Here is a 22,173-nt window from a genome sequence, read left to right on the forward strand (position 1 = left end):
CACCTTTTAAAAAAATTACCCACAGGACTGCGCGCCGGGCAGGTGTCGCCACGGGACGAAGCGCTGGGGCGCCGCATATTTGCGTGCTTAGTCACTATATCATAAGGATACCCGGTTGTAAAGGAGTTTTTCGCGGTCTGACCAGAAAAATCCGCTTGACAATTTTAAGGGGCCATGATAATCTAACTGTACTAATACGGATAATACAGTTCGCCTTTGGCGGACAAACGGAGGTGGAGAGATGATCAGCCTGAATTATCGGGATTCGCGGCCCATCTATGAGCAGATTAAGGATGAACTGCGAAAACTGATCGTCACCGGTGCGCTGGCGGCGGGAGAAAAACTGCCGTCGGTGCGCGCGCTGGCTACCCAGCTCAGCATCAACCCGAACACCATTCAAAGGGCCTATAACGATCTGGAGGCGGAGGGGTATATTTACTCCGTGCCGGGCAAAGGGAGCTTTGCCAGCGACCGGGGGGACGCAGACGCGGCCCGGCGGGGACTGCTGGAAGAAAAGGTACGGGAGCTGCTCCGGGAGCTGCGGGTATTGGGCGTCACGCAGGAGGAACTGATGGCGCTGCTGAAAGAGAGGGAAGCGACATGATCGAAATTCGGGACGCGGTGAAAAAGTTTGATGGCTTTGCGGCGCTGGACGGCGTGACGCTGACGGTGCCCAAGGGTGCGGTATACGGACTGGTGGGACCCAACGGCGCGGGCAAGTCCACGCTGCTGCGGAGTCTGAACGGCGTATATAAGGTGGACAGCGGCGCGGTGACCATCGAGGGGGAGTCCATTTGGGAAAACCCGGCGCTGAAGGCACGGGTCAGCTCTATCCCGGACGACTGGTATTACTTTTTGCAGTCCAGTACACAGGATATGATGAAGCTTTATCGGGGAACTTATTCCACTTTTTCCATGGAACGCTATAAAAAATTAGAATCGGCGTTTCCCATTGACCCCAAAAAGCCCATTCGGCACCTCAGCAAGGGTATGCAGAAGCAGGCGGCCTTTTGGCTGACCATGAGCTGTATGCCGGACTATCTGCTGCTGGATGAGCCGGTGGACGGCTTGGACCCGGTGATGCGGCGGCAGGTCTGGTCTTTGGTGCTGGACGATGTGGCGGAGCGTGGCACCACGGTGCTGGTTTCCAGCCACAACCTGCGGGAGCTGGAGGATGTCTGCGACCATGTGGGAATTCTGGATCATGGCAAGGTGCTTCTGGAGCGGTCTTTGGCCCAGCTGCAGGATAACATGGTCAAGCTTCAGGTGGTGTTCCCCGATGGGATGACGGAGGTTCCCGCAGACCTTCCGGTGCTTCACGCGGCAAAGATGGGCCGCATCCATACCCTCATTATGCGGATGAATGCCGAAAAGGCCACGGAGCTGTTGACGCGGTATCATCCCCTGCTGGTGGATGCCGTGCCGCTTACGCTGGAGGAGATTTTTATTTACGAGTTGGGAGGCGCGGACTATGCAGTCAAAGACATTGTCCTCTAAGGGGCTGTTCAGCCCCGCCCTGTTTCGCAACAACCTGAGCCGCTTCTGGCCCCTTTGGATGCTGTATTTGGCAGTGTGGCTGCTGGCCATGCCGGCAGTGCAGTTTTTGCAGCTGTTTGGTCACAACCGCCACTGGATGGAGGAGGGGGAACTGTGCTTCGACGCGCTGGGCGGTGTGCTGGCCATGTCCGAAAGCGGCGGGACGATCATTGCCCTAATTTTTGGCGTACTATTTGCCATGGCGCTGTTTTCTTATCTGGTTTCCGCGCGTTCCGTGAGCTATGCCCACGCGCTGCCTGTCAAGCGGGAGGGATTATTCCTCACCCACTATCTCACGGGCGTGGGCGTGTTTTTGATGGTTCACGCACTGGCGGCAGTGCTGACTGCGGCCATCTGGGCTGTTGCCGGTGTACAGCAGGTGTGGATTATCGGCGTGTGGTTCCTGTCTACCACGGGGCAGATGCTGTTCTTTTACAGCTTTGCCGTCTTTTGCGCCATGTTCGCCGGGCAGCTTTTGGCCATCCCTGCGTTTTACGGAATCTTTAATGTACTGGTCTTGGGCGTGAGAGAGCTGATTAGTATGCTCTGCGAAATGTTTATCTACGGCTGGAACGGAATGAACGAATCTGCCGCCGTCACATGGTTGACACCGGCCTACAAGTTGGCGAGCCAGCTGGGGGATATCTGGGCACGCGACGCGCAGGGATACCGGACGGGGATTGTGTCGGAGGAAATCCAGCGGAGTCTGGGCGTGGTGAGTGTTTACGCGCTGGCGGGTGTGGTGCTGGCTGTGTGTGCGCTTCTGGTGTACCAACGCCGCCGCAGCGAGACTGCCGGCGACGTGGTGGCCATCGGCTGGGCACGGCCCATCTTCCGGTACGGCGTGGGCGCTTGCTGCGCGCTGAGCTTCGGACAGCTGATGTACGCCATCTTATGGAGTTCCTTTGGCGGTAGCGAAAACTCCGTCGTCGCGCTAGCAGTGTGCATGATTCTGGTGGGCCTTGTGGGCTATTTTGGGGCGGAAATGCTGCTGCAAAAGTCCTTCCGCATTTTGAAAAAAGGCTGGAAGGGCGGAGTGATCCTCTCTGCGGCGCTGATTGTGCTGTGTATCGGATTCTCTGTGGATTTGCTGGGCATTGAGAAGCGCGTCCCGGCGGCGGCGGACGTGGAAACACTGGATTTCGGAATTTACAGTGCCAGCTCGGTCAACGGCAGCACCGCCGATCCGGAGATGATTCAGCGCTTTTTGTCCATCCATCAGAGCTTGGCGGATCAGCAGCCGAAATACAACTGGCAGGATGAGGATACGGAGAGCATTACCGTTCGGCTGCGTTACATGCTGAAAAACGGGAAAACACTGTCCCGATATTATAGCCTCACCTATCAAAAGCAGGGGCCGAACGAGGAGGTTCTGACCCAGTTGGCTTTGCTGGCGAGCGACGCCGCCGTGCGGCGGGCCGATCTGGAGAATCAGATGTTGAACCGGCTGGACCGTCTGACCAGTGCGGAAATTCAGCTGTATCAAACGGCGGACATGAGGGGCCAGACCATGAGTTTTGATGCCGATACCGCCCAAACTCTGCTGGACGCGCTGGAGGCAGACATTGACGCGGGTCACGCGGGGATGGACGCCATGGACTCCGCTCGCTGGTACGAGAATACCTATACGAACCGTCTGACGTTCTACTATCGGGTGAAAACCACGCCGGATTCCCACCGGAGGGATGAGAGCGATTCGTTCTATTTGGAATTTTCCAAAAACTACACGAATCTGATTGCGGCACTGGAAGCGGCAGGTGTGGATACCGATATGCTGGTAACTTATCAGGAGAATGACGCCATATCCGACGGCTCAATGCCGGCTAAGAGTGCCTACGAATCCGCACAGGAGGGAATCGGCGGGGCATACGAAACCCCCGATTCCGGGACTTCTGTCGCCATTATCGGCGGGGCGGACGGCCCCACACAGGTGATCGTAGCCGACGAACCGGTTCCCGCCGATACTGCGGTGGGAGGCTGAGTCCATGGCGCGCAGAGAAAAAAAGCGCATAAATCCGCGTTTTGTAGCGCTGTGTCTTGCGGCGGTTTTTGCGATCTCCGCCGGAGGATTTGGGATTTGGCAGCTGCTGCACCCCGGCGTTCCGGGGAAAAATGTGAAGGCGCCGGACTATGTAACTGAGGACCTGCTGACGGAAAATCCGTGGTCCCGGCCCGGCACGGAGCTGGAGAAGATCAGCGGCGTGGTGATCCACTACGTGGGCAACCCCGGAACCTCCGCCGAAGCCAACCGCAGCTATTTTGAAAGCCTGAAGGACGGGACGGAGGACATCTACGCCAGCGCTCACTTTATTGTGGGGCTGGAGGGTGAGGTGATCCAGTGCATCCCCATGACGGAGTGGGCCTATGCGTCCAACCAGCGCAACGAGGACACCCTTTCCATCGAGGTCTGCCACCCGGACGACACGGGGATGTTTTCCCCCGTGACTTATGACCGGTTGGTGGAGTTGACGGCGTGGCTGTGCGACACGTTTGACCTGACGACCGCCGATGTGATTCGGCACTACGATGTGTCCGGCAAGGACTGCCCGAAGTATTATGTGGAGAATGAGGATGCGTGGCAGCAATTTCTGGAAGATGTGAACAACGCCATAGCGGCCTTGAAAGAGGCGCGGGCGAACGAAAAAAGTTGAGAGAGCTGAAACTTTTCCTGTATAAAAAGCGTCTAATAAAATGAATGCGGCGGAGAGGGATTCCGCCGGAGAGAATTGTGTGTATGTGTAGAAACCTGTATTTTTAAACGCAGACGGCTGGTTGGGCGACAAAATTGCTTTGTCTGCGAATGCGGGTTCTAAATGAAAAGAAGGGAGTTCTCCTATGGAAACCACAAGAAATGTTATGCTTTGGCGGGTTTGGGTAGATACCGTGAACCGCATCGTCTCCTTCCACGAGGCGGAGGGCTTCCGGCCTATTGAATTTCGCAGCCGGGAGATGTTTTTGTCCTGCGTGGATGAATACACGGGACAGCACTACCGGTATCAGTAAGCGGCAGCGCCGCTGTATGCTCCATGTCCCTTTCACGAACCATGAAAATTCATCTTGACAAATTGAGAAAACCGGGTATAGTATAATGTACAATAGAATATCCGGCGTGGAAAAGGACGAGTAAGACCCCACCCCCTGCACAGAGAGCGGCCCGTTTTGGTGGAAGGGCAGTCAGCGAAGGGGTTTGAAAATCACCTTGGAGCCTCCTGCTGAAAGACGACGCGAGTAAGCGTGGACGATTGACCTTCGTTACCGGGTCGGCCTGTGGATGCAGGCTGTGAGTGGCTTTTCCTGCGAGGGGAAGGCAACGAGAGTGGTACCGCAGAGTGTTTTTTCGCACCCTGTCTCTTTGGAGACAGGGTGCTTTCTTTTTGGAGAAATGCCATTTCTCCAAAAAGAAGACACCAGTCTGAGGACTGGTGAACGTGTCCCGGGCGCTTGCGTCGCGGAATTTTGACCATGTATATGCCGCGGTCAAACTGATTTCAATTTTTTCGGCTGTACCGAAATTCTGTGAAACCATACGATCAACAAATATTTATCATATAGGAGGAACTGAGATGGATTACAACAAGACCATTAATCTGCCGAAAACCGACTTTCCCATGCGGGCGGGCCTGCCCAAGCGGGAGCCGGAGATGCTCAAGCGTTGGGAAGAGCAGGATCTTTATAACGAGCTTTTGAAAAAGAACGAGGGCAAGCCCCTCTTCAACCTGCACGATGGCCCTCCGTTCTCCAACGGTAACCTTCATATGGGTCATGCGCTGAACAAGGCCCTGAAGGATTTCATCACCCGGTCCTATGCCATGCGGGGCTATTACACCCCCTATATCCCCGGCTGGGATAACCACGGAATGCCCATCGAATCCGCCATCATCAAGCAGAACAAGCTGGACCGCAAAGCCATGAGCGTGCCGGAGTTCCGCACGGCCTGCCACGAGTTTGCCGACCATTATGTGGACGTACAGCGGGACGGCTTTAAGCGCATGGGCGTGGTGGGCGACTGGGAGCATCCCTATAAGACCATGGACCCCTCGTTTGAAGCGGACGAAGTCCGTGTTTTCGGCCAGATGTATCAGAAGGGCTATATCTACAAGGGCCTCAAGCCCGTGTATTGGTGCCCACGGGACGAAACCGCGCTGGCCGAGGCGGAGATCGAGTATAAGGACGATCCCTGCACCACCGTTTATGTGAAGTTCCCCATGAAGGACGACTGCGGCAAGCTGGCCAATTTTGACCGCAGCAAGCTCTTTTTCGTGATTTGGACCACCACCATCTGGACCCTGCCGGGCAACCTTGGCATCGCCCTGCACCCCGAGGAGAGCTATGCGCTGGTGAAGGCGCCCAACGGCGAGACCTATATCATGGCCGAGGCGTTGACTGAAAAGGTTATGAAGATCGGCGGGTTCGATTCCTTTGAGATCGTGGAGACGCACCCCGGCTCTTTCTTTGAAAACATGCTGGCCCAGCATCCCTTCCTTGACAAGACCTCCCGGTTGCTGCTGGCGGACTATGTCACCATGGATTCCGGCACCGGCTGCGTCCACACCGCCCCCGGCTTCGGCGCGGACGACTATCAGACCTGCCGCCGGTACGGCATGGATATGGTGGTGCCCGTAGACGATCAGGGCCGCCACACCGACTATGCCGGAAAATATGCCGGTATGAAGACCGAGGAGTCCAACCCGATCATTTTGAACGACATGAAGGAGGCGGGCAGCCTCTTTGCCGCTGAGGACATCGTCCACAGCTATCCCCATTGCTGGCGCTGCAAGGGCCCCATCATCTTCCGTGCCACGCCCCAGTGGTTCTGCTCTGTGGACTCCTTCAAGGACGAGGCCTGCGCCGCCTGCGAGGACGTCCGCTGGGTTCCCGAGTGGGGTCTGGACCGCATCAAGTCCATGGTCCGTGAGCGCACCGACTGGTGCATCTCCCGCCAGAGAAAGTGGGGCCTGCCCATCCCCGTGGTGTACTGCAAACACTGCGGCAAGCCCGTTGTAACCGAGGAATCCATTGAGTCCATCGCCTCTATCTTTGAGAAGGAGGGGTCCAACGCCTGGTTTGCCAAGGAGGCGGAGGAGCTGCTGCCCAACGGGTTCAAGTGCCCTCACTGCGACGCGTCCGAGGGCTTTACCAAGGACGAGGATACGCTGGACGGCTGGTTTGACTCCGGTTCCACCCACTTTGCCTCCATGCAGCGCGACCAGAAGTTCTGGCCCGCCACCATGTATCTGGAGGGTCTGGATCAGTATCGCGGTTGGTTCCAGTCCTCTCTGCTGGTGGGCGTGGGCGCTCTGGGACGGGGCGCGCCGTTTAAGGAATGCGTCACTCACGGCTGGACCGTGGACGGCGAGGGCAAGGCCATGCACAAGTCTCTGGGTAACGGCATGGACCCCGCTGAGATTTTCAATAAATACGGCGCGGACCTGCTTCGCCTTTGGGCGGCCTCCGCGGACTATCATGTGGACGTGCGCTGCTCCGATGAGATTTTTAAGCAGCTCTCCCAGAACTACCTGAAGTTCCGCAACACTGCCCGGTACTGCCTTGGCAATCTGGACGGATTCAATCCCGACGATCTGGTTTCCGCCGACGAGATGGAAGAGCTGGACCGCTGGGCCGTCACCCGGCTTAACGCCCTGACGGAGAAATGCCTGAAGGCTTATGACGAGTATGAATTCCTTGGCGTGACCCACGCGGTCAACGACTATTGCGTGGTGGAGCTGAGCAACTTCTATCTGGATATCATCAAGGACCGGCTGTACTGCGAGGAGGCGGACGGCAAGCGCCGCCGCAGCGCCCAGACCGCGCTGTTCCTGATTCTGGACACCATGACAAAGCTGATGGCCCCCGTTCTGGCCTTCACCTGCGACGAGATTTGGCAGGCCATGCCGCACCGCGCCGGAGACGACGGCCGCAACGTGCTGCTTAACCAGATGAATCAGCCCTTCACGGACTACGCGCTGGACGACAAGGGCATGGAGAAGTGGGATACCATTATCAAGCTGCGGGATGATGTGAACGCGGTTCTGGAAACCGCGCGGTCCGAGAAAAAGATCGGCAAGGCGCTGGAGGCCCACGTTTCCCTCCATGCCGACGACGACGCGGCGGCGCAGGCGCTGCTTTCCACCATCGGCGTGAGCCTTGCGGATGTGTTCATTGTATCCGACTGCAACATCACCACCGCCGATCCCGCGGCGGACTCCACCGTGGGCAAGGGGAGCAATTTCCCGGGCCTGACTGTGGAAGTTTCCGAGGCCAACGGACAAAAGTGCGAGCGGTGCTGGATGCACTCTCCCAAGGTGGGCGAGGACCCCAATCACCCCACGCTCTGCCCCCGCTGCGCCAGCGTGGTATCCAAGCTGCCCCAGTTTTAATGCAAACCGGCCCCGGAGATTTCTCCGGGGCCGGTCTTTATGTTTCGGGACTGCGGGCAAAGTCAAACAGTGCGCCCTCCGCCTCCTCATACGCTTCACTTTCCAAAAATTCGCCAAAGACCTTTTCAAATTGATCGCCGCGCATAAACTCACCTCAACAACATATTACTATTAAATGATAGTAATATCAACCTTTGTGTTTTCACAGCAAATAAAATCATACATGGGGGTGGAAGCCATGTATGATTATCCAAGATTGCGAGAATTACGGGAAGACCGCGACCTTGTGCAAAAAGAGGTTGCCGCCGTTTTGCAGATTGATCAGCGGGTATACAGCAACTATGAAACCGGAAAGAGGGAAATCCCACTGCATTTGGCAATTCGTTTGGCTGCATTTTATGAGGTGAGTCTGGATTATTTGACGGGGAGAACCAACGACCCCCTTTTTCGCAGCAAAAAGTGAGCGACGGATGCGCCGTGCAAAAAAGGCAGCGCCCACAGGGCGCTGCCAATTATTTTTTTGCGTCCAGCTTGCGCAGCTGCGTCTGAAACTCCTCCGGCAGAGGGCAGGAGAGCGTGACCGCTTCTCCCGTCCGGGGATGGAGAAATTGCAGTCCCACCGCGTGGAGACACTGCCCCTGCAAGCCGGGAACCGGCTTTTTCGCGCCGTACACCGTGTCCCCCAGAATGGGATGACCGATATAAGCCATGTGGACGCGGATCTGATGGGTTCGCCCGGTCTCCAATCGGCAGCGGACATGGGTGAAGCCCGGGTAGCGGGCGATGACCTCCCAGTGGGTGACGGCTCTGCGCCCGTCCGCCACCACGGCCTGTTTTTTTCGGTCTGCCGGACAGCGGCCGATCGGGGCGTCCACCGTGCCGGAGTCCTCCCTGAGATTTCCCACCACGATGCACTCGTAGGTTCGGGCCAGCGTATGATCCGCCAGCTGGGCGGCAAGCTTTTGGTGGGCAAGGTCGTTTTTCGCCGCGATGATAAGGCCGGAGGTGTTCCGGTCAATGCGGTGAACAATGCCGGGGCGCAAAACGCCCCCAATCCCGGAGAGAGAAGCGCCGCAGTGGTAAAGCAGGGCGTTGACCAGCGTACCGTTTGGATGGCCGGGAGCGGGATGAACCACCAGCCCCTTGGGCTTGTTCACCACGATCACATCCCCGTCCTCGTACACGATGTCCAGCGGAATATCCTCCGGCTGTACGTCCAGTGGCTCGGGGTCGGGCAGCTCCACAGTGACCGTCTCGCCGCCGCCCAGCCGCAGGCTTTTTGCGGGGCGTTTTCCATCTACCAGCACCCGGCCCTCTTCAATGAGCCGCGCGGCTCCCGAGCGGGTCAGGTCTTCCGCCTGCGCGGCAAGAAACGCGTCCAGCCGCCCGGCGTCTTCAGGATTTACCAGAAATGTCAGCGTTTCCATGGCCGTTTTCCCTCTTGTCGTACTTTTCGTAAAACCACAGGTAGTAAATAGCGCCCAGAATGGCTCCGGACACAATGCAGATGTCCGCCACGTTGAACACGGGGTAGTTCATGAATTGAAAATTAAACATGTCCACCACGTAGCCCAGCCGCAGACGGTCAATGATGTTGCCAAGACCGCCGGAGATGATGAGCGTGGCGGCGGCCAATCCCAGCGGATGGCGTACAAATTTTTTCCACACCGCCCAAGCCACCGCCACAACAATCGCGCTGGTGAGCGCCAGCAGCAGCCAGCGCATTCCGGAAAAGCTGGACCAAGCCGCGCCGTAATTGTGGACGCGGAACAGCTCCACAAAGCCGGGAATCAGCGGTGTAAAGCCGCCCAGTTCCAGATGGGTCACCACCCAGTATTTTACCCACTGGTCCGCGGCCAGCAATCCAACGCCGACAATCAGATAGAGCATAAAGACCTCCATGTGTGTTTCACGCGAATTTTTCTTCCGAATATTTTCCCCTTATCCTACCCCAATTCGGTGGAAAAAGCAACTTCCGCCTTGCCAATTTCCCGGTTGGGTGATATGATATTCGCGTTATAGTATCGAAATTTGGAGGATGGTTTTTTGGAACGCAAAGATGTTTGCATTGCCCCGGCGGACATTGCCCGCCAGCGGGATTTTACACAGCAGATTCGCGCCATGTTTGCTGCAAGGCAGGCGCACCCCGCCGCCTGCGTGGACACCTTTGGGTGCCAGCAGAATGTGGCCGACGGCGAGCGGCTCATGGGAATGCTGAAGGAGTGCGGCTTTTCTTTCACGCAGGACGTGAAGGAGGCCGATCTGGTCATCCTCAATACCTGCGCCGTGCGGGAGCACGCGGAGCAGCGGGTCTTTGGAAATTTGGGCGCGCTGACCCACACAAAAAAAGAGAATCCGGAGCAGGTGATCTGCCTTTGCGGCTGTATGGCGCAAGAGGAGCGGGTGTCCAGCCGGGTGAAGGAATCCTACCGCCATGTGGATTTGGTCTTCGGCCCCCACGCGCTTTGGAAATTCCCGGAGCTTTTGTGGCAGGTGTACGATACCCGCAAGCGGGTCTTCTCCGTGGCGGACGAGGCCGGGACGATTGCCGAGGGCATTCCCACCGTGCGGGAGGCGGGCGTGAAGGCATGGGTATCCATCATGTACGGGTGCAACAACTTCTGTTCCTACTGCATTGTTCCCTATGTCCGGGGCCGGGAGCGGAGCCGGGACAAGGACGCGGTGCTGGCAGAGGTGCGGGAGCTGGTGGAAGCCGGGTATAAGGACATCACCCTGTTGGGCCAAAACGTGAATTCCTATGGCAGCGATTTGGGCGGGGAATATGATTTTGCCGATTTGCTCAGCGACATTGACCAGATTCCGGGGGATTACCTGATCCGCTTCATGTCCAGCCATCCCAAGGACGCAACGCACAAGCTGTTTGACACCATGGCCCGCTGCAAGCATGTGGCAAAGCAGCTGCACCTGCCCTTCCAGTCCGGAAACGACCGGGTGCTGAAGGAGATGAACCGCCGCTACACCCGCGGGCAGTATTTGGAGGAGATCAACTATGCCAAGGCGAAAATGCCCGATTTGGTGCTGACCAGCGACGTAATTATCGGCTTTCCCGGCGAGACGGAGGCCGAGGCCATGGATACCGTGTCCCTTGTGGAAGAGGTGGGATTTGACGCGCTGTTTACGTTTATTTACAGCCCCCGTCCCGGGACCAAGGCGGCGGAGCTGCCCGACCCGGTGCCCCGGTCCGAGAAGCAGAAGTGGTTCGACAAGCTGCTGGAGGTGCAAAATGCCCATTCCGCGGCGGCTCACGCCGCCTATGTCGGGAAAACGCTCCGGGTGCTGGTGGATGGATTGAGTGACGACGCGGACCACCCGCTTTCCGCCCGTACAGAGGGAAACCGTCTGGTTCGATTGAAGGGGGACAAGGCATTGATCGGGCAGTTTGCGGATGTGAAAATTACCGACAGTAATACTTGGGCGCTGTGCGGAGAGGCGGAATGAATCCCGCCCTTTACATCTGCTGTTTCCTGCCGTTGATTATGATCCTGCTTCAGCAGGGAAGACGACGCAGGGCGGCGGTTCGGCGGCACTTTAATCGAAAACGCGGAGGAGGAACGGCGCTTATGCTGCACCCGGAACAATATTTGGGCAAAATCTGCACGGTAATCACCATCAACGACTCCAACGTCAGGGGAAAGATCGTGAGCATCGACGACGGCTGGTTGACCGTGGATAACGGAAAAGTAAAGAATACGCTGAATCTGGATTATATCGTTCGCATCTCCTGTGCGGACAAGGATAATGAGAGGAGCTGACCGCCATGAAAATCACGACTTTGCTGGAAAACACCTCCTGCCGCGCCGACGTGGCCCATGCCCACGGTTTGAGCCAGTACCTTGAGACGAAGAACCACAAAATCCTGTTTGACATGGGGCCAAGCCCCGCCATCGTGGAAAACGCGAAGGCGCTGGACGTGGACCTTTCCGCCGTGGATACGGCGGTGCTGTCCCACGGGCACTATGACCACTCCGGCGGCCTTGCCGCGTTTCTCGACTGCAACAAAACGGCAAAGGTCTATCTCAGCCGGCTGGCCCTGAAACCGTACTATGCCGTGGCCGCCGGAAAAGCGCCGGAATTTATCGGCGTTCCGGACGATGTGAAGACCTACGAAGACCGGCTGATTCTGACCGGAGACGAGCTTTTCATTGATCAGGAGCTGCGGCTTTTTTCCGACGTGAAAACGACGGACTACCGCTCCCATGCCAACGACAAGCTGCGGGAAAAGCAGGGCGAGGACTATCCTATGGACGAATTCCGCCACGAGCAGAATCTGCTGGTGACAGAAGGGGAAAAAGCCGTTTTGCTGGCGGGCTGCTCCCATCGGGGCATCGTGAACATTCTGCGCCGGGCAGAGGAGCTTTTGGGCCGCGCGCCAGACGCGGTGTTCGCCGGATTCCATCTCCACAATCCCGGCACCGGAGAGACGGAGCCGCGGGAACTGGTGGAGGCCGTGGGCCGGGAGCTGCTGGCGCGGGAGGGGACGGTTTATTACACCGGCCACTGCACCGGCCCGGACGCGTTTGCCATTTTAAAAGCTCAGATGGGCGAGCGGCTGCAGGCTATGACCGGCGGCGCGGTGGTGGAAATCTGAGACGGCGGAAGCCGCAAGGGTTTGAACATTTTGGAATTAGAAAGACAATGAGGTGTGGCTCATGGCGGAATTGACCCCCATGATGAAACAATATCTGAAAATCAAAGAGGAAAATCCGGATTCTATCCTGTTTTTCCGGCTGGGGGACTTTTATGAGATGTTCGACAGCGATGCGCGGACAGCGTCCCGGGAACTGGACCTGACACTCACCAGCCGGGACAAGGACCCCAACAAGGCCCCGGAGGAGCGGGTGCCCATGTGCGGCATTCCGTACCATTCCAGCGACGCGTACATCGCCCGGCTCATCGCCAAGGGCTATAAGGTGGCCATCTGCGAGCAGATGGAGGACCCCGCCACGGCGAAAGGCCTTGTGGAGCGGGGTATCATCCGGGTGGTAACGCCGGGAACGGTGATTGATTCGGCGTGTCTGGACGAAAAATCCGGCAATTTCCTGTGCGGAATTTATCTGGACTCCCAAAACGCGGGCGTGGCTTTTTGCGACATGTCCACCGGCGAGACGCACGTTACCTCTTTTTCCGGCAAGGACCGGCTGGAGCATGTCGTCAACGAGCTGGGCCGGTTCTCTCCCGCCGAGGCGGTGGTGAACGACGGGGCCGCCGTCGAGGAACGGCTGACGGAGGTTTTGAAGGAGAAATTTCACTGCCGCATGGAAAACGGCGGCGAGGGCCGCTTTTTCCCCCGCGAGGCGGAACAGAATATCCGCGCTCAATTCGGGGACGCGGGGTGGGAGAGTCTCCCCGCCGGAAACCCGGCGGCGGGCATGGCGCTGGGCGGACTTTTAAAGTACCTCTACGAGACGCAGAAAACGGACCTGAGCCACATTAACCACTTGGATTACTATGAACAGGGGCGGTTCATGGAGCTGGACCTGACGGCTCGGCGGAATTTGGAGCTGACGGAAACCCTGCGCAATCAAGAGCGGCGGGGGAGCCTTCTGTGGGTGCTGGACAAGACCAAGACCTCCATGGGTGGGCGGTGTCTGAAAAGCTGGCTGGAGCGGCCCCTGCTATCTGTCATTGCCATCAACAAGCGGAATTCCGCCGTGGCGGCTCTGGTGGGCGACACCATCCGGCGGGAGGAACTGGCCGCCGCCATGAGCGGTTTGGGTGATTTAGAGCGGCTGATTGGACGAATTACCTACGGGACTGCCGGAGGGCGGGACTTGGCGGCGCTGCGGTCCGCCATTGAAAAGCTGCCGGACATCGCATCTCAGCTCTCCGCCTTTTCCGACCGGCGGCTCAAAGAGCTGACGGACCAGCTGGACCTTTTGCAGGATGTGGGGGAGTTGATCTCCTCCGCTATCTGCGACGAGCCGCCGTTTTCCGTCCGGGAGGGGGGCTTCATCAAGGCGGGATATGACGCCGAGGTGGACCGTCTCCGCTCCGTCATGGACGGGGGCAAGGGCCTGATTGCAAATATCGAGGCGCAGGAAAAGGAGAAGACCGGTATCCGCACCTTAAAGGTGGGATTCAACAAGGTCTTTGGGTACTATATCGAGGTCAGCAAGTCCATGACCGACAAAGTGCCGGATCATTATGTCCGCAAGCAGACCACGGTGAATGGCGAGCGGTATATCACTCAGGAACTAAAGGATTTGGAACACGAGATTTTGACCGCTTCCGAGCGGGCCGTGGCGCTGGAATACCAGCTGTTCACCGCTCTGCGGGAGAAAATCGTGGCGCAGGCGCCCCGTATCCAGCGAACCGCCGCAGCCGTGGCGGAGATTGACGCGCTGGGGTCCTTGGCAAATGTAGCCGTGCGGGACGGGTACTGCCGCCCCGACGTGGACGAGTCCAGCGTCATCGAGATCACCGCCGGGCGGCATCCGGTGGTGGAGCGGGTGCTGAAAGACAGCCTGTTTGTCCCCAACGACACGTTTATGGGGGAAAAGGAACAGCGGGTAGCGATTATCACCGGCCCCAACATGGCGGGTAAGTCTACCTATATGCGTCAGGTGGCCCTGATCGTGCTGCTGGCCCAGATCGGTTCCTTTGTTCCCGCCGCCGCCGCCCACATCGGCGTGGTGGACCGGATTTTTACCCGCATCGGCGCCAGCGACGATTTGGCGGCGGGCCAGTCCACCTTTATGGTGGAGATGACCGAGGTGGCGGACATTCTCCGCCACGCCACAAAAAAAAGCCTGCTGATTCTGGATGAGATCGGACGGGGAACCTCCACCTTTGACGGGATGAGCATTGCCCGGGCGGTGGTGGAACATTGCGCGGACCCCAAAAAACTGGGGGCCAAGACCCTGTTCGCCACTCATTACCACGAGCTGACCGAGCTGGAGGATACGCTGCCCGGAACGGTGAATTACAACATCGCCGTGAAGACCCGGGGAGAGGATATTATCTTCCTGCGTAAGATCGTCCCCGGCGGGGCCGACCGAAGCTACGGCATTGAGGTGGCGAAGCTGGCGGGGCTGCCGGACAAGGTGGTGGCCCGGGCCAGAACCGTTCTGGAACAGCTGGAAAGCGAGAACGGCGTTCAGTATGTCCAGCCCCGGCGGGAAAAGGAACAGGTGTCTTTGGACGCGGTTCAGGAGGGCGAGGTGCTGGACGCGCTGCGCCGCTGCCAGCCGGATACCCTGACCCCCATCGAGGCCATGGGCCTTCTCTACGAGCTGAAGCAAAAGCTCAAGTAAAGAGAATGCTTCGTCCCATGGAATGAGAGAGAATTAGAGAGAATTGAGAGGAAACGGCCTATGGCCAAACGGCAATCGAACGCATACCTATCCTCCGGCGAATTGGTGGGAGGCACAATTTTTTTCGTGGTATACCTGCTGGTTCTCCCCTTTGCCACGGAGCCGCTGTTCCGGCTTATCAGCATTTTGCTGGATGTGAACATCGGCAAGGGGTTGCAAAACACCATTTATTACTATGTGATTTTTGCGCTCACCGTTATTATTTTTCATGGCTTGCTGGCCCGCACCTCCCGAAACCTGATGGATAATCTCGGAACAGCCGTAAAAACGCTGGGGGCGGGGCTGATCGCGCTGTATGGGCTGAATGAGCTGGTGTATCGCCTGACCCACATGCTGATCGGAACGCAGACGAACCTGAATGACATGACCATCAACGCCCAGATCGACACCGCCCCCCGTTCCACGCTGGTCATTGTGATTTTGCTGGCTCCGTTTGTGGAAGAGGTGCTGTTTCGGGGGTTGGTCTTCGGTGGACTGCGCAGCCACAGCCGGACGGTGGCGTATCTGGTCAGCTGCCTGCTGTTTGCGTTTCTCCATGTGTGGCAATATGCGTGGGGAAGTCACGACGTGGCCTATTTTTGGCTGATGGTGCAGTATTTGGTGCCGGGAATGGTGCTGGCTTGGGCATACGATCACTCCGGCACCCTATGGACCTCCGTTGGGCTTCACGCGGCAGCCAATGCGTTGAGCGTACTGGCACTGCATTTTTAAGGCAACACCGCACAAAGAACGCCTAGCCGTTTTGCGCACAGCTTACTTGCATAGTTTCCGCGACATTGCACAGAAACTTTTTGCCATACGTCAGTATGGCGGCAGAATTCCGATACAATCTGACTGCGCAATCTACACGCAATCTCTGTGCGGTATTTTCTTAGTAGGAATTTGGAACCGGTATTTACAGGTGCGGACCATGGCCTTTGCCTGTGACTCCGGGTGCTTAGAAAGGTTATCGACATGACCATACCCCACATTCAACAATTGGATTCCCATGTGGCCGACCTGATCGCCGCCGGCGAGGTGGTGGAGCGCCCTGCCAGCGTGGTCAAGGAGCTGGTGGAAAACGCCGTGGACGCGGGAGCGTCTGCCGTGGCGGTGGAGATTCAAAACGGCGGAATGCGCCTCATCCGGGTGACGGACGACGGCTGCGGCATTGCTCCTGAGGAACTGCCCACCGCCTTTTTGCGCCATGCCACCAGCAAACTGCGCTGCGCCGAGGATTTGGGAAAAATCGGAACACTGGGTTTTCGCGGCGAGGCGCTGGCCGCCATTTCCGCCGTCAGCCGGGTGGCTGTTTCCAGCTGCCGTTTGGGAAAGACCGGGGCATCCCTTCGTCTGGAGGGCGGCGTTGCGGAAGAGGTCGAGGCGGCAGGCGTACCGGAGGGGACCACCATCTGCGTCCGGGATCTGTTTTTCAATACCCCCGCCCGGCTGAAGTTCATGAAGAAAGACAGCGCGGAGACGGCGGCGGTAAACGGCCTGATGCAGCATTTGGCCCTGAGCCATCCCGAAATCTCCTTTAAATTCATCAAGGACGGGACCGAAGCGCTCCACACCCCCGGCGACGGAAAGCTGGACTCCGCGATTTACGCCGCGCTGGGCCGGGACTTTGCCCGGACGCTGACGCCGGTGGAGGGCCGGGGCGGCGAGGTAAGCGTCTCCGGCTTTGTGACAAAGCCGCTGTGCGGCCGGGGTTCCCGGGGAATGCAGGTTTTCTTTGTCAACGGGCGGTTCATCAAATCCCAGCTGTTGACCGCCGCGCTGGAGGAGGGATATCGCAACCAGCTGATGAAGGGTAAATTTCCCGGCTGTGTTCTTAAACTGGACCTGCCGGTGACGGCGGTGGACGTGAACGTTCACCCCGCCAAGACCACGGTGAAATTCTCTCGGGAGAGGGAGGTGTTTGACGCGGTGTACCACACCGTGCTGGACAGTCTGGCCGCCGACGGTCTGTCCGGAACGGAGACCCCGAAGCCGGAGACGGTGGCGAACCCCCGACAGGATTTCTATCAGACCATGGATGTCAAGACCTTTCGCCAGCGGGCGGAGACTGGCGGCGCAAAGTCCTCGTTGAATTGGAAGGCCGCGCCGTCTGCCGCACCGGCGTGGAATTCGGAGGAAAAAGCATCCGCTCCCGCCGGATGGAACACGGAGCGCGCCGCCTCCGTCCGGGTGGCGGACAGCGCGAAGCAGCCGTTTGCCTATGCGCCGTCCCATACAGTGCAGGTTCCTGCGCCGAAGGACGCGCCGGATTTGGCGGAAGCGACCCTGACAGTGGGACCCTTACGCTCTGCGGACGCGGAGCACCCGGCAAAAAATTCCACTCCACCCGAAAGCGGAAAGGCAGTCCCGGTGGAAACGCAGTTTACCTCTCAAAGCGGGTCCGCGTCCCCGGAGAGTGCGCCCTTTGTACCGGCCATTCCTATGGAGCAGGCCGCTTTGGTCCTGCCGGAGGAACGGGTAACCAAGACGGGCCGCGCCGCCCCATGGCGCATTGCGGGAGAGGTTTTAAAAACCTATATCGTCTGCGAGGACGAGGAGCAGAACGTGTGGCTCATAGATAAGCACGCTGCCCACGAACGGGTGAATTTTGAGCGTTTGATGGCGGCGACAGAGCCGCCCATGCGCCAGACGCTGCTGCGCCCTGCGGCGGCGGAGCTTTCCCGGGAGGACTGCGCCCTGCTGTTGGAAAATCTGGAGCTTTTAGAATCTCTGGGCTTTGCCTGTGAGGACTTTGGAGACGGTGCGGTGCTGGTGCGGGAGGTCCCGGCGGATTTAGACGCGGAGGATGTTACCGCCACGCTGGAGGAGCTGGCGGAAAACCTGCGCACGGGCCGCAGCCCCACGGAAAAGCGGCAGAACTTGCTCCACACCATCGCCTGCAAGGCCGCCATCAAGGCGGGCTGGGACAGCGACGAAAGCGAGCTGCGGGTGCTGGTGGACAAGGTGCAAAGCGGCGAAATTCAATACTGCCCCCACGGACGGCCCGTGAAGGCGAAGCTGAGTAAATACGAGTTGGAAAAGATGTTCAAACGGGCGTAAAGGCCCCGGCTGAGAGAAGGAGGCGGAAGTCCGGGTGAAAAAGGTGATCTGCGTCGTTGGCCCAACGGCCTGCGGCAAAACAAAGCTGGGCGTTCTGCTGGCCCAAAAATACAACGGGGAAGTGGTTTCCTGCGATTCCATGCAGATATACCGGGGCATGACCATCGGCACCGCCGCCGCCACGCCGGATGAAATGGAGGGGATTCCCCACCATATGCTGGCGGTGGCAGACCCAGAGGAGAGCTGGTCCGCCGCCCGATACGCGGAGGCGGCCACCCCGGTGGTGGAGGATATTTTCGCCCGGGGAAAACGTCCCATTCTGGTGGGCGGCACCGGACTTTGGCTGGATGCGCTTTTGCGGGGACACCGCTTTGCCCCCGGCAGGGCGGGGAGCGCCGTGCGCACCCATCTGGAAACCCGGCTGGCGGAGGACGGCATTGGCCCTTTGCTGGAAGAACTGCGCCGTGTGGACCCAGTCTCCGCCGAAAAACTGCACCCCTCCGATGAAAAGCGGATTCTCCGGGCGTTGGAGGTTTTTCGGGAGACGGGACAGACCATTTCTGCCCACGACGCGGCGGAGCGGGCCCTGCCGCCCAAATTTCCGTCGGTGAAGATTGGCCTGCGCTTCGCCGACCGGGAGGACATGAAGGCCCTCATCGACCGCCGGGTGGACGCTATGGTGGAAAACGGCCTTTTAGACGAGGTCCGCGCACTGTTGGACAGGGGGCTTCCCCGCGGCGCAACGGCTCTGCAAGCCATTGGCTACAAGGAGTTTGCCGGGGTGCTGGAGGGGGAGAAAACCGAGGCCGAAGCCATCGACGAGGTGAAGCTCCGCTCCCGGCAGTATGCCAAGCGGCAATTGACTTGGCTGCGGCGGGATGAGAGCATCCATTGGATTGATTGGGAAAAAAACCGGGATTTTGTCCGAGCCATGCAAATTTCGACTGAAATTCTCTCTGCGGAAGGCTTATCCTAAGTCCAAAGCGGACAGAGAGATTCGTGTTCGCCCGAGGCAACTCCGCGCAAAGGCCGCCTGAGCGCGGCGCCGCCTCAAAAAAGAAAAGGAGCGGATACTTATGCAGAGCAAGGCTAATTTGCAGGACATTTTCCTCACCAAGGCCCGGAGGGATCGGGTCCCCGCCACATTATTTTTGATGAATGGCTTTCAGATGCGGGGGACTATCACGGGGTTTGACTCCTTTGTGGTGGTTTTGGACTCTGAAGGAAAGCAGCAAATCATTTACAAGCACGCGATCTCCACCATTGCGCCCGTGCGGCCGGTGGATCTGACGGAAGAATAAGGGCAAGCCGCCGCGGGGTGGAGAGATGCGCCGCTCCGCGGCGCGGCGAGCCGCAGACAGAGAAGGTTCCTATGAAGAAAAACGACGCGCCAAAAATTGAATCAGCCCAGAAAATACCGCCGGAGGGCGACCGCACCCTTGAAGACCCCAAGAAGAAAAACGGATCGCCGGGAACGAAGGTGCTGACGGCGCTGATTTGTCTTGCGGTGCTGACCTACTTCGGCGTCCAGATTTACAACGCCTATGCCGACCCGTTGATTTCCGCCGTGGCCTATTCCTATCAGGTGGAGGACACCGTCTCCGTCACTGGCTTTTTGGTGCGGGACGAGCTGGTTCTGGAGGATTCCGGCGGCGGGCTGCTGCGATTGACCCGGTCAGAGGGCGAGCGGGTCAGCGCAGGGGGCAGAGTGGCGCAGATTTATTCCGATCAGGCGTCCTTGGACCGCCAGATGGAAATTGACAAGCTCCAAACCCAGTTGGATCAGCTGAACTATGCGTCGGAAGCTGCCTCCGCCAGTGAGGCGGCGCTCCAGCTGGACAGCCAGATTGCGGAAAGACTGGTTTCCATGCGCCGGGCGGTGACCTCGGACAGGCTGGACACCGCGTCCGACAGCGTGAAGGAGTTGGAGGCGCTGGTGCTGCGCCGGGACTATACATACACGGATGCGGAGGAGCTGAAGGCGCAGACGGCGGATATCCAAAGCAAACTCTCTGCGCTGAAGGCTCAGTCCGCCGGATCTTCCCGAAAGGTTACCGCGCCAAAGGCGGGGCTGTATTCCGCTGTGGTGGACGGCTATGAAACCGTTCTCACACCGCAAATGCTGGAAACTCTAACGCCCTCTGTACTTAGCAACCTGAAGCCCTCGGGCGTGTCCAGCGATCTTGGAAAGCTGGTGCTGGGGGATACCTGGTATTATGCGGCCACCCTTTCCGCCGCCGACGCAAAAGAAATTGACGAAGGGTCTACGGAGACGCTTCGTTTTGCCAAGGGGGTGGATCGGGACCTGAACGTTACCGTCCAGTCCATCAGCGCGGAGGAAAACGGCCGAGTGACCGTAATCTTTCGGGGACGGACTTATCTGGCCCAGCTGACCCTGCTGCGCCAGCAATCTGCCGATGTGGTGCTGTCCTCTGTCTCCGGAATTCGAGTGCCGCAGCAGGCCATCCGGGTGAACGAAAACGGCGTCACGGGGGTTTACTGCGTCGTAGGCGTGGAGGCGCGGTTCAAGCCGGTAAAGGTGGTTTGGTCCGACGACAACGAATACGCGCTGGTGCGCGGCGAGGGGGTAGATGCCACCGCCCTGCGTCCCGGAGATCAGGTGATTTTGTCTGCCGGAGGATTGGAAGACGGCGCAGTTGTCAGCTATACGGGATAAAGAGAAAGGAAGTCATTGTCATGTCGATCAAGGAGAATATTGAGGCTGTGCGGGAAAAGATCGCGGAGGCGGCAAAAGCCGCCGGACGGGACCCGTCGAGCATCACGCTGGTGGGAGCCAGCAAGATGAACGATGCCGCCGCCTGCCGGGAGGCCATCGCCGCGGGGATCGACGCGCTGGGGGAGAACCGGGTTCAGGAAATGACCGAGAAGCTGGCGGAGAACGCCTATGACGGCGCACCGCTCTATTTCATCGGCCATTTGCAGCGCAACAAGGTCAAGCAGGTGGTGGGAAAGGTGGCGCTGATCCAGTCGGTTGGGTCCGACCCGCTGCTGGACGAGATTGAAAAGCAGGCGGAAAAACTGGGAATCGTGCAGGACATTCTGCTGGAAGTAAACGTGGGCGGAGAGGAAGCCAAGAGCGGCTATGAACCTGCGGCGGTGTTTGCCGCCGCCCTGCGGGCGAAGGGAATGGCGCATGTCCGTCTCCGGGGATTGATGACAGTTCCCCCAATCGAGACAGAAGTGGGGCAAAATCTTGCAAATTTTCAAAAAGTGTACCGGCTTTATGTTGACATAAACCAAAAACTGTATGATAATACATTCGATATATTGTCGATGGGGATGAGCGGCGACTATGCGGACGCGGTTCGCGCCGGCGCCACTATGGTCCGCGTGGGAACGGCTATTTTTGGTCACCGGGCGTACCCCGCCGCAAAACAGGAGGGAACTGTATGAGCCTTTTGGATGAACTGAAGAAATGGACCCACCCGTACGAAGATGAGGACGAGGAATACGACGATTTCGAGGAGCCTGCCCGGAAAGACAGTATGTTTGACGACCGGAGATTCTCCCGGACGGAGGACCGCCATAACAAGGTGGTGAATATCCATGCTACCACCCAGCTGAAGGTCGTTCTGGTGAAGCCCGAGCGGTTTGAAAATGCCTCTGAAATTGCGGATCATTTGAAGGACAAGCGTACCGTGGTGCTGAATCTGGAATCCACCAACAAGGATGTGGCCCGGCGGCTGATTGATTTCCTGTCCGGCGTGGCTTATGCCGGAGAGGGCAAGATCAAAAAGGTGGCGGCCAATACGTATATCATCACGCCCTATCATGTGGATATCGAGGGCGACCTGATTGATGAACTGGAGAACAACGGCCTTTACTTCTAAGGCTGTTTGCATAGCACTGAGAGAAAATTTTAAGAC

Annotated in this window: 20 protein-coding genes and 1 other annotated feature; of the genes, 18 read left to right on the forward strand and 2 right to left on the reverse strand. The window is 58.3% G+C overall.

Annotated features, from left to right (window positions below; all coding sequences use genetic code 11):
• Positions 1-241 precede the first annotated feature (241 nt).
• The 7 genes from ON16_RS06950 to ON16_RS06975 all read left to right on the forward strand — a co-directional run bounded on the left by ON16_RS06950 (position 242) and on the right by ON16_RS06975 (position 8,376).
• Positions 242-604, forward strand: a complete 363-nt coding sequence (locus ON16_RS06950) for a GntR family transcriptional regulator (protein WP_040660619.1) — start codon at positions 242-244, stop codon at positions 602-604.
• Positions 601-1,497, forward strand: a complete 897-nt coding sequence (locus tag ON16_RS06955) for an ABC transporter ATP-binding protein (protein ID WP_040660620.1) — start codon at positions 601-603, stop codon at positions 1,495-1,497. Before ON16_RS06950 ends, ON16_RS06955 begins: the two co-directional genes overlap by 4 nt.
• A complete protein-coding gene (locus ON16_RS06960) occupies positions 1,472-3,517 on the forward strand; it encodes an ABC transporter permease (RefSeq protein ID WP_040660623.1) in 2,046 nt (681 codons plus the stop codon). Before ON16_RS06955 ends, ON16_RS06960 begins: the two co-directional genes overlap by 26 nt.
• Positions 3,518-3,521: 4 nt before the next feature.
• Positions 3,522-4,187, forward strand: a complete 666-nt coding sequence (locus ON16_RS06965) for a peptidoglycan recognition protein family protein (RefSeq protein ID WP_040660625.1) — start codon at positions 3,522-3,524, stop codon at positions 4,185-4,187.
• Between the two features lie 184 nt (positions 4,188-4,371).
• Positions 4,372-4,539 (forward strand): hypothetical protein, encoded by a 168-nt coding sequence (locus ON16_RS15910; protein WP_162829297.1) that lies wholly within the window; start codon positions 4,372-4,374, stop codon positions 4,537-4,539.
• Positions 4,540-4,637: 98 nt separating this feature from the next.
• Positions 4,638-4,891: a binding site (T-box leader), on the forward strand.
• Positions 4,892-5,099: 208 nt separating this feature from the next.
• Positions 5,100-7,913 (forward strand): isoleucine--tRNA ligase, encoded by a 2,814-nt coding sequence (gene ileS, locus ON16_RS06970; protein WP_040660627.1) that lies wholly within the window; start codon positions 5,100-5,102, stop codon positions 7,911-7,913.
• A gap of 238 nt (positions 7,914-8,151) precedes the next feature.
• Entirely contained in the window at positions 8,152-8,376 is a 225-nt protein-coding gene (locus ON16_RS06975) for a helix-turn-helix domain-containing protein (protein WP_040660628.1), read from the forward strand.
• 49 nt (positions 8,377-8,425) lie between these two features.
• On the opposite strand, the gene ON16_RS06980 is transcribed toward ON16_RS06975, so the two are convergent.
• Positions 8,426-9,340, reverse strand: coding sequence for an RluA family pseudouridine synthase (locus ON16_RS06980; protein ID WP_040660630.1), 915 nt, complete (start codon positions 9,338-9,340; stop codon positions 8,426-8,428).
• Complete coding sequence (gene lspA / locus ON16_RS06985; protein WP_243441786.1) at positions 9,309-9,803, reverse strand: signal peptidase II; 495 nt, start codon at positions 9,801-9,803, stop codon at positions 9,309-9,311. Before lspA ends, ON16_RS06980 begins: the two co-directional genes overlap by 32 nt.
• 156 nt (positions 9,804-9,959) lie before the next feature.
• Here lspA and miaB point away from each other — a divergent pair, with 156 nt between their 5' ends.
• From miaB to ON16_RS07040, 11 genes are all read left to right on the forward strand, one after another.
• Positions 9,960-11,372: a tRNA (N6-isopentenyl adenosine(37)-C2)-methylthiotransferase MiaB gene (gene miaB, locus ON16_RS06990; protein WP_040660633.1), complete on the forward strand. Its 1,413-nt coding sequence runs from the start codon at positions 9,960-9,962 to the stop codon at positions 11,370-11,372.
• Positions 11,369-11,686 carry a DUF6897 domain-containing protein gene (locus tag ON16_RS15545; protein WP_144032062.1) on the forward strand — a complete coding sequence of 106 codons (318 nt, stop codon included), beginning with the start codon at positions 11,369-11,371 and terminating at the stop codon, positions 11,684-11,686. Before miaB ends, ON16_RS15545 begins: the two co-directional genes overlap by 4 nt.
• Before the next feature lie 5 nt (positions 11,687-11,691).
• Positions 11,692-12,522 carry an MBL fold metallo-hydrolase gene (locus tag ON16_RS07000; protein WP_040660638.1) on the forward strand — a complete coding sequence of 277 codons (831 nt, stop codon included), beginning with the start codon at positions 11,692-11,694 and terminating at the stop codon, positions 12,520-12,522.
• Between the two features lie 61 nt (positions 12,523-12,583).
• On the forward strand, positions 12,584-15,187 hold the full coding sequence (gene mutS / locus ON16_RS07005; RefSeq protein WP_040660640.1) for a DNA mismatch repair protein MutS: 2,604 nt from the start codon (positions 12,584-12,586) through the stop codon (positions 15,185-15,187).
• 60 nt (positions 15,188-15,247) lie between these two features.
• Positions 15,248-15,958 carry a CPBP family intramembrane glutamic endopeptidase gene (locus ON16_RS07010; RefSeq protein WP_040660642.1) on the forward strand — a complete coding sequence of 237 codons (711 nt, stop codon included), beginning with the start codon at positions 15,248-15,250 and terminating at the stop codon, positions 15,956-15,958.
• A gap of 243 nt (positions 15,959-16,201) precedes the next feature.
• Positions 16,202-18,286, forward strand: coding sequence for a DNA mismatch repair endonuclease MutL (gene mutL / locus ON16_RS07015; protein WP_040660644.1), 2,085 nt, complete (start codon positions 16,202-16,204; stop codon positions 18,284-18,286).
• Positions 18,287-18,320: 34 nt separating this feature from the next.
• A complete protein-coding gene (miaA, locus tag ON16_RS07020; protein WP_040660646.1) occupies positions 18,321-19,262 on the forward strand; it encodes a tRNA (adenosine(37)-N6)-dimethylallyltransferase MiaA in 942 nt (313 codons plus the stop codon).
• 100 nt (positions 19,263-19,362) lie between these two features.
• Positions 19,363-19,587, forward strand: coding sequence for an RNA chaperone Hfq (gene hfq / locus ON16_RS07025; RefSeq protein WP_040660647.1), 225 nt, complete (start codon positions 19,363-19,365; stop codon positions 19,585-19,587).
• 71 nt (positions 19,588-19,658) lie between these two features.
• On the forward strand, positions 19,659-20,963 hold the full coding sequence (locus tag ON16_RS07030) for a biotin/lipoyl attachment domain-containing protein (RefSeq protein ID WP_040660649.1): 1,305 nt from the start codon (positions 19,659-19,661) through the stop codon (positions 20,961-20,963).
• Positions 20,964-20,983: 20 nt separating this feature from the next.
• A complete protein-coding gene (locus tag ON16_RS07035) occupies positions 20,984-21,700 on the forward strand; it encodes a YggS family pyridoxal phosphate-dependent enzyme (protein WP_040660651.1) in 717 nt (238 codons plus the stop codon).
• The gene (locus ON16_RS07040; protein ID WP_040660652.1) at positions 21,697-22,137 is read left to right on the forward strand and encodes a cell division protein SepF; all 441 of its coding nucleotides are present in this window, start codon (positions 21,697-21,699) and stop codon (positions 22,135-22,137) included. Before ON16_RS07035 ends, ON16_RS07040 begins: the two co-directional genes overlap by 4 nt.
• The last annotated feature ends 36 nt before the right edge of the window (positions 22,138-22,173 follow it).

The sequence above is a fragment of the Oscillibacter ruminantium GH1 genome (assembly GCF_000307265.1).
In the GTDB taxonomy this organism is placed as follows: domain Bacteria; phylum Bacillota; class Clostridia; order Oscillospirales; family Oscillospiraceae; genus Oscillibacter; species Oscillibacter ruminantium.

Bases quoted from the DNA above. Each gene is read 5' to 3' on its own strand.
- ON16_RS07040 (WP_040660652.1), top strand. From the start codon at position 21,697: ATGAGCCTTTTGGATGAACTGAAGAAATGGACCCACCCGTACGAAGAT.
- ON16_RS06975 (WP_040660628.1), top strand. From the start codon at position 8,152: ATGTATGATTATCCAAGATTGCGAGAATTACGGGAAGACCGCGACCTT.
- ON16_RS07010 (WP_040660642.1), top strand. From the start codon at position 15,248: ATGGCCAAACGGCAATCGAACGCATACCTATCCTCCGGCGAATTGGTG.
- ON16_RS06980 (WP_040660630.1), bottom strand. From the start codon at position 9,340: ATGGAAACGCTGACATTTCTGGTAAATCCTGAAGACGCCGGGCGGCTG.
- mutL (WP_040660644.1), top strand. From the start codon at position 16,202: ATGACCATACCCCACATTCAACAATTGGATTCCCATGTGGCCGACCTG.
- ON16_RS07000 (WP_040660638.1), top strand. From the start codon at position 11,692: ATGAAAATCACGACTTTGCTGGAAAACACCTCCTGCCGCGCCGACGTG.
- hfq (WP_040660647.1), top strand. From the start codon at position 19,363: ATGCAGAGCAAGGCTAATTTGCAGGACATTTTCCTCACCAAGGCCCGG.
- ON16_RS06955 (WP_040660620.1), top strand. From the start codon at position 601: ATGATCGAAATTCGGGACGCGGTGAAAAAGTTTGATGGCTTTGCGGCG.
- ON16_RS15545 (WP_144032062.1), top strand. From the start codon at position 11,369: ATGAATCCCGCCCTTTACATCTGCTGTTTCCTGCCGTTGATTATGATC.
- lspA (WP_243441786.1), bottom strand. From the start codon at position 9,803: ATGCTCTATCTGATTGTCGGCGTTGGATTGCTGGCCGCGGACCAGTGG.
- mutS (WP_040660640.1), top strand. From the start codon at position 12,584: ATGGCGGAATTGACCCCCATGATGAAACAATATCTGAAAATCAAAGAG.
- ON16_RS06960 (WP_040660623.1), top strand. From the start codon at position 1,472: ATGCAGTCAAAGACATTGTCCTCTAAGGGGCTGTTCAGCCCCGCCCTG.
- ON16_RS06950 (WP_040660619.1), top strand. From the start codon at position 242: ATGATCAGCCTGAATTATCGGGATTCGCGGCCCATCTATGAGCAGATT.
- ON16_RS15910 (WP_162829297.1), top strand. From the start codon at position 4,372: ATGGAAACCACAAGAAATGTTATGCTTTGGCGGGTTTGGGTAGATACC.
- ON16_RS06965 (WP_040660625.1), top strand. From the start codon at position 3,522: ATGGCGCGCAGAGAAAAAAAGCGCATAAATCCGCGTTTTGTAGCGCTG.
- ileS (WP_040660627.1), top strand. From the start codon at position 5,100: ATGGATTACAACAAGACCATTAATCTGCCGAAAACCGACTTTCCCATG.
- ON16_RS07035 (WP_040660651.1), top strand. From the start codon at position 20,984: ATGTCGATCAAGGAGAATATTGAGGCTGTGCGGGAAAAGATCGCGGAG.
- ON16_RS07030 (WP_040660649.1), top strand. From the start codon at position 19,659: ATGAAGAAAAACGACGCGCCAAAAATTGAATCAGCCCAGAAAATACCG.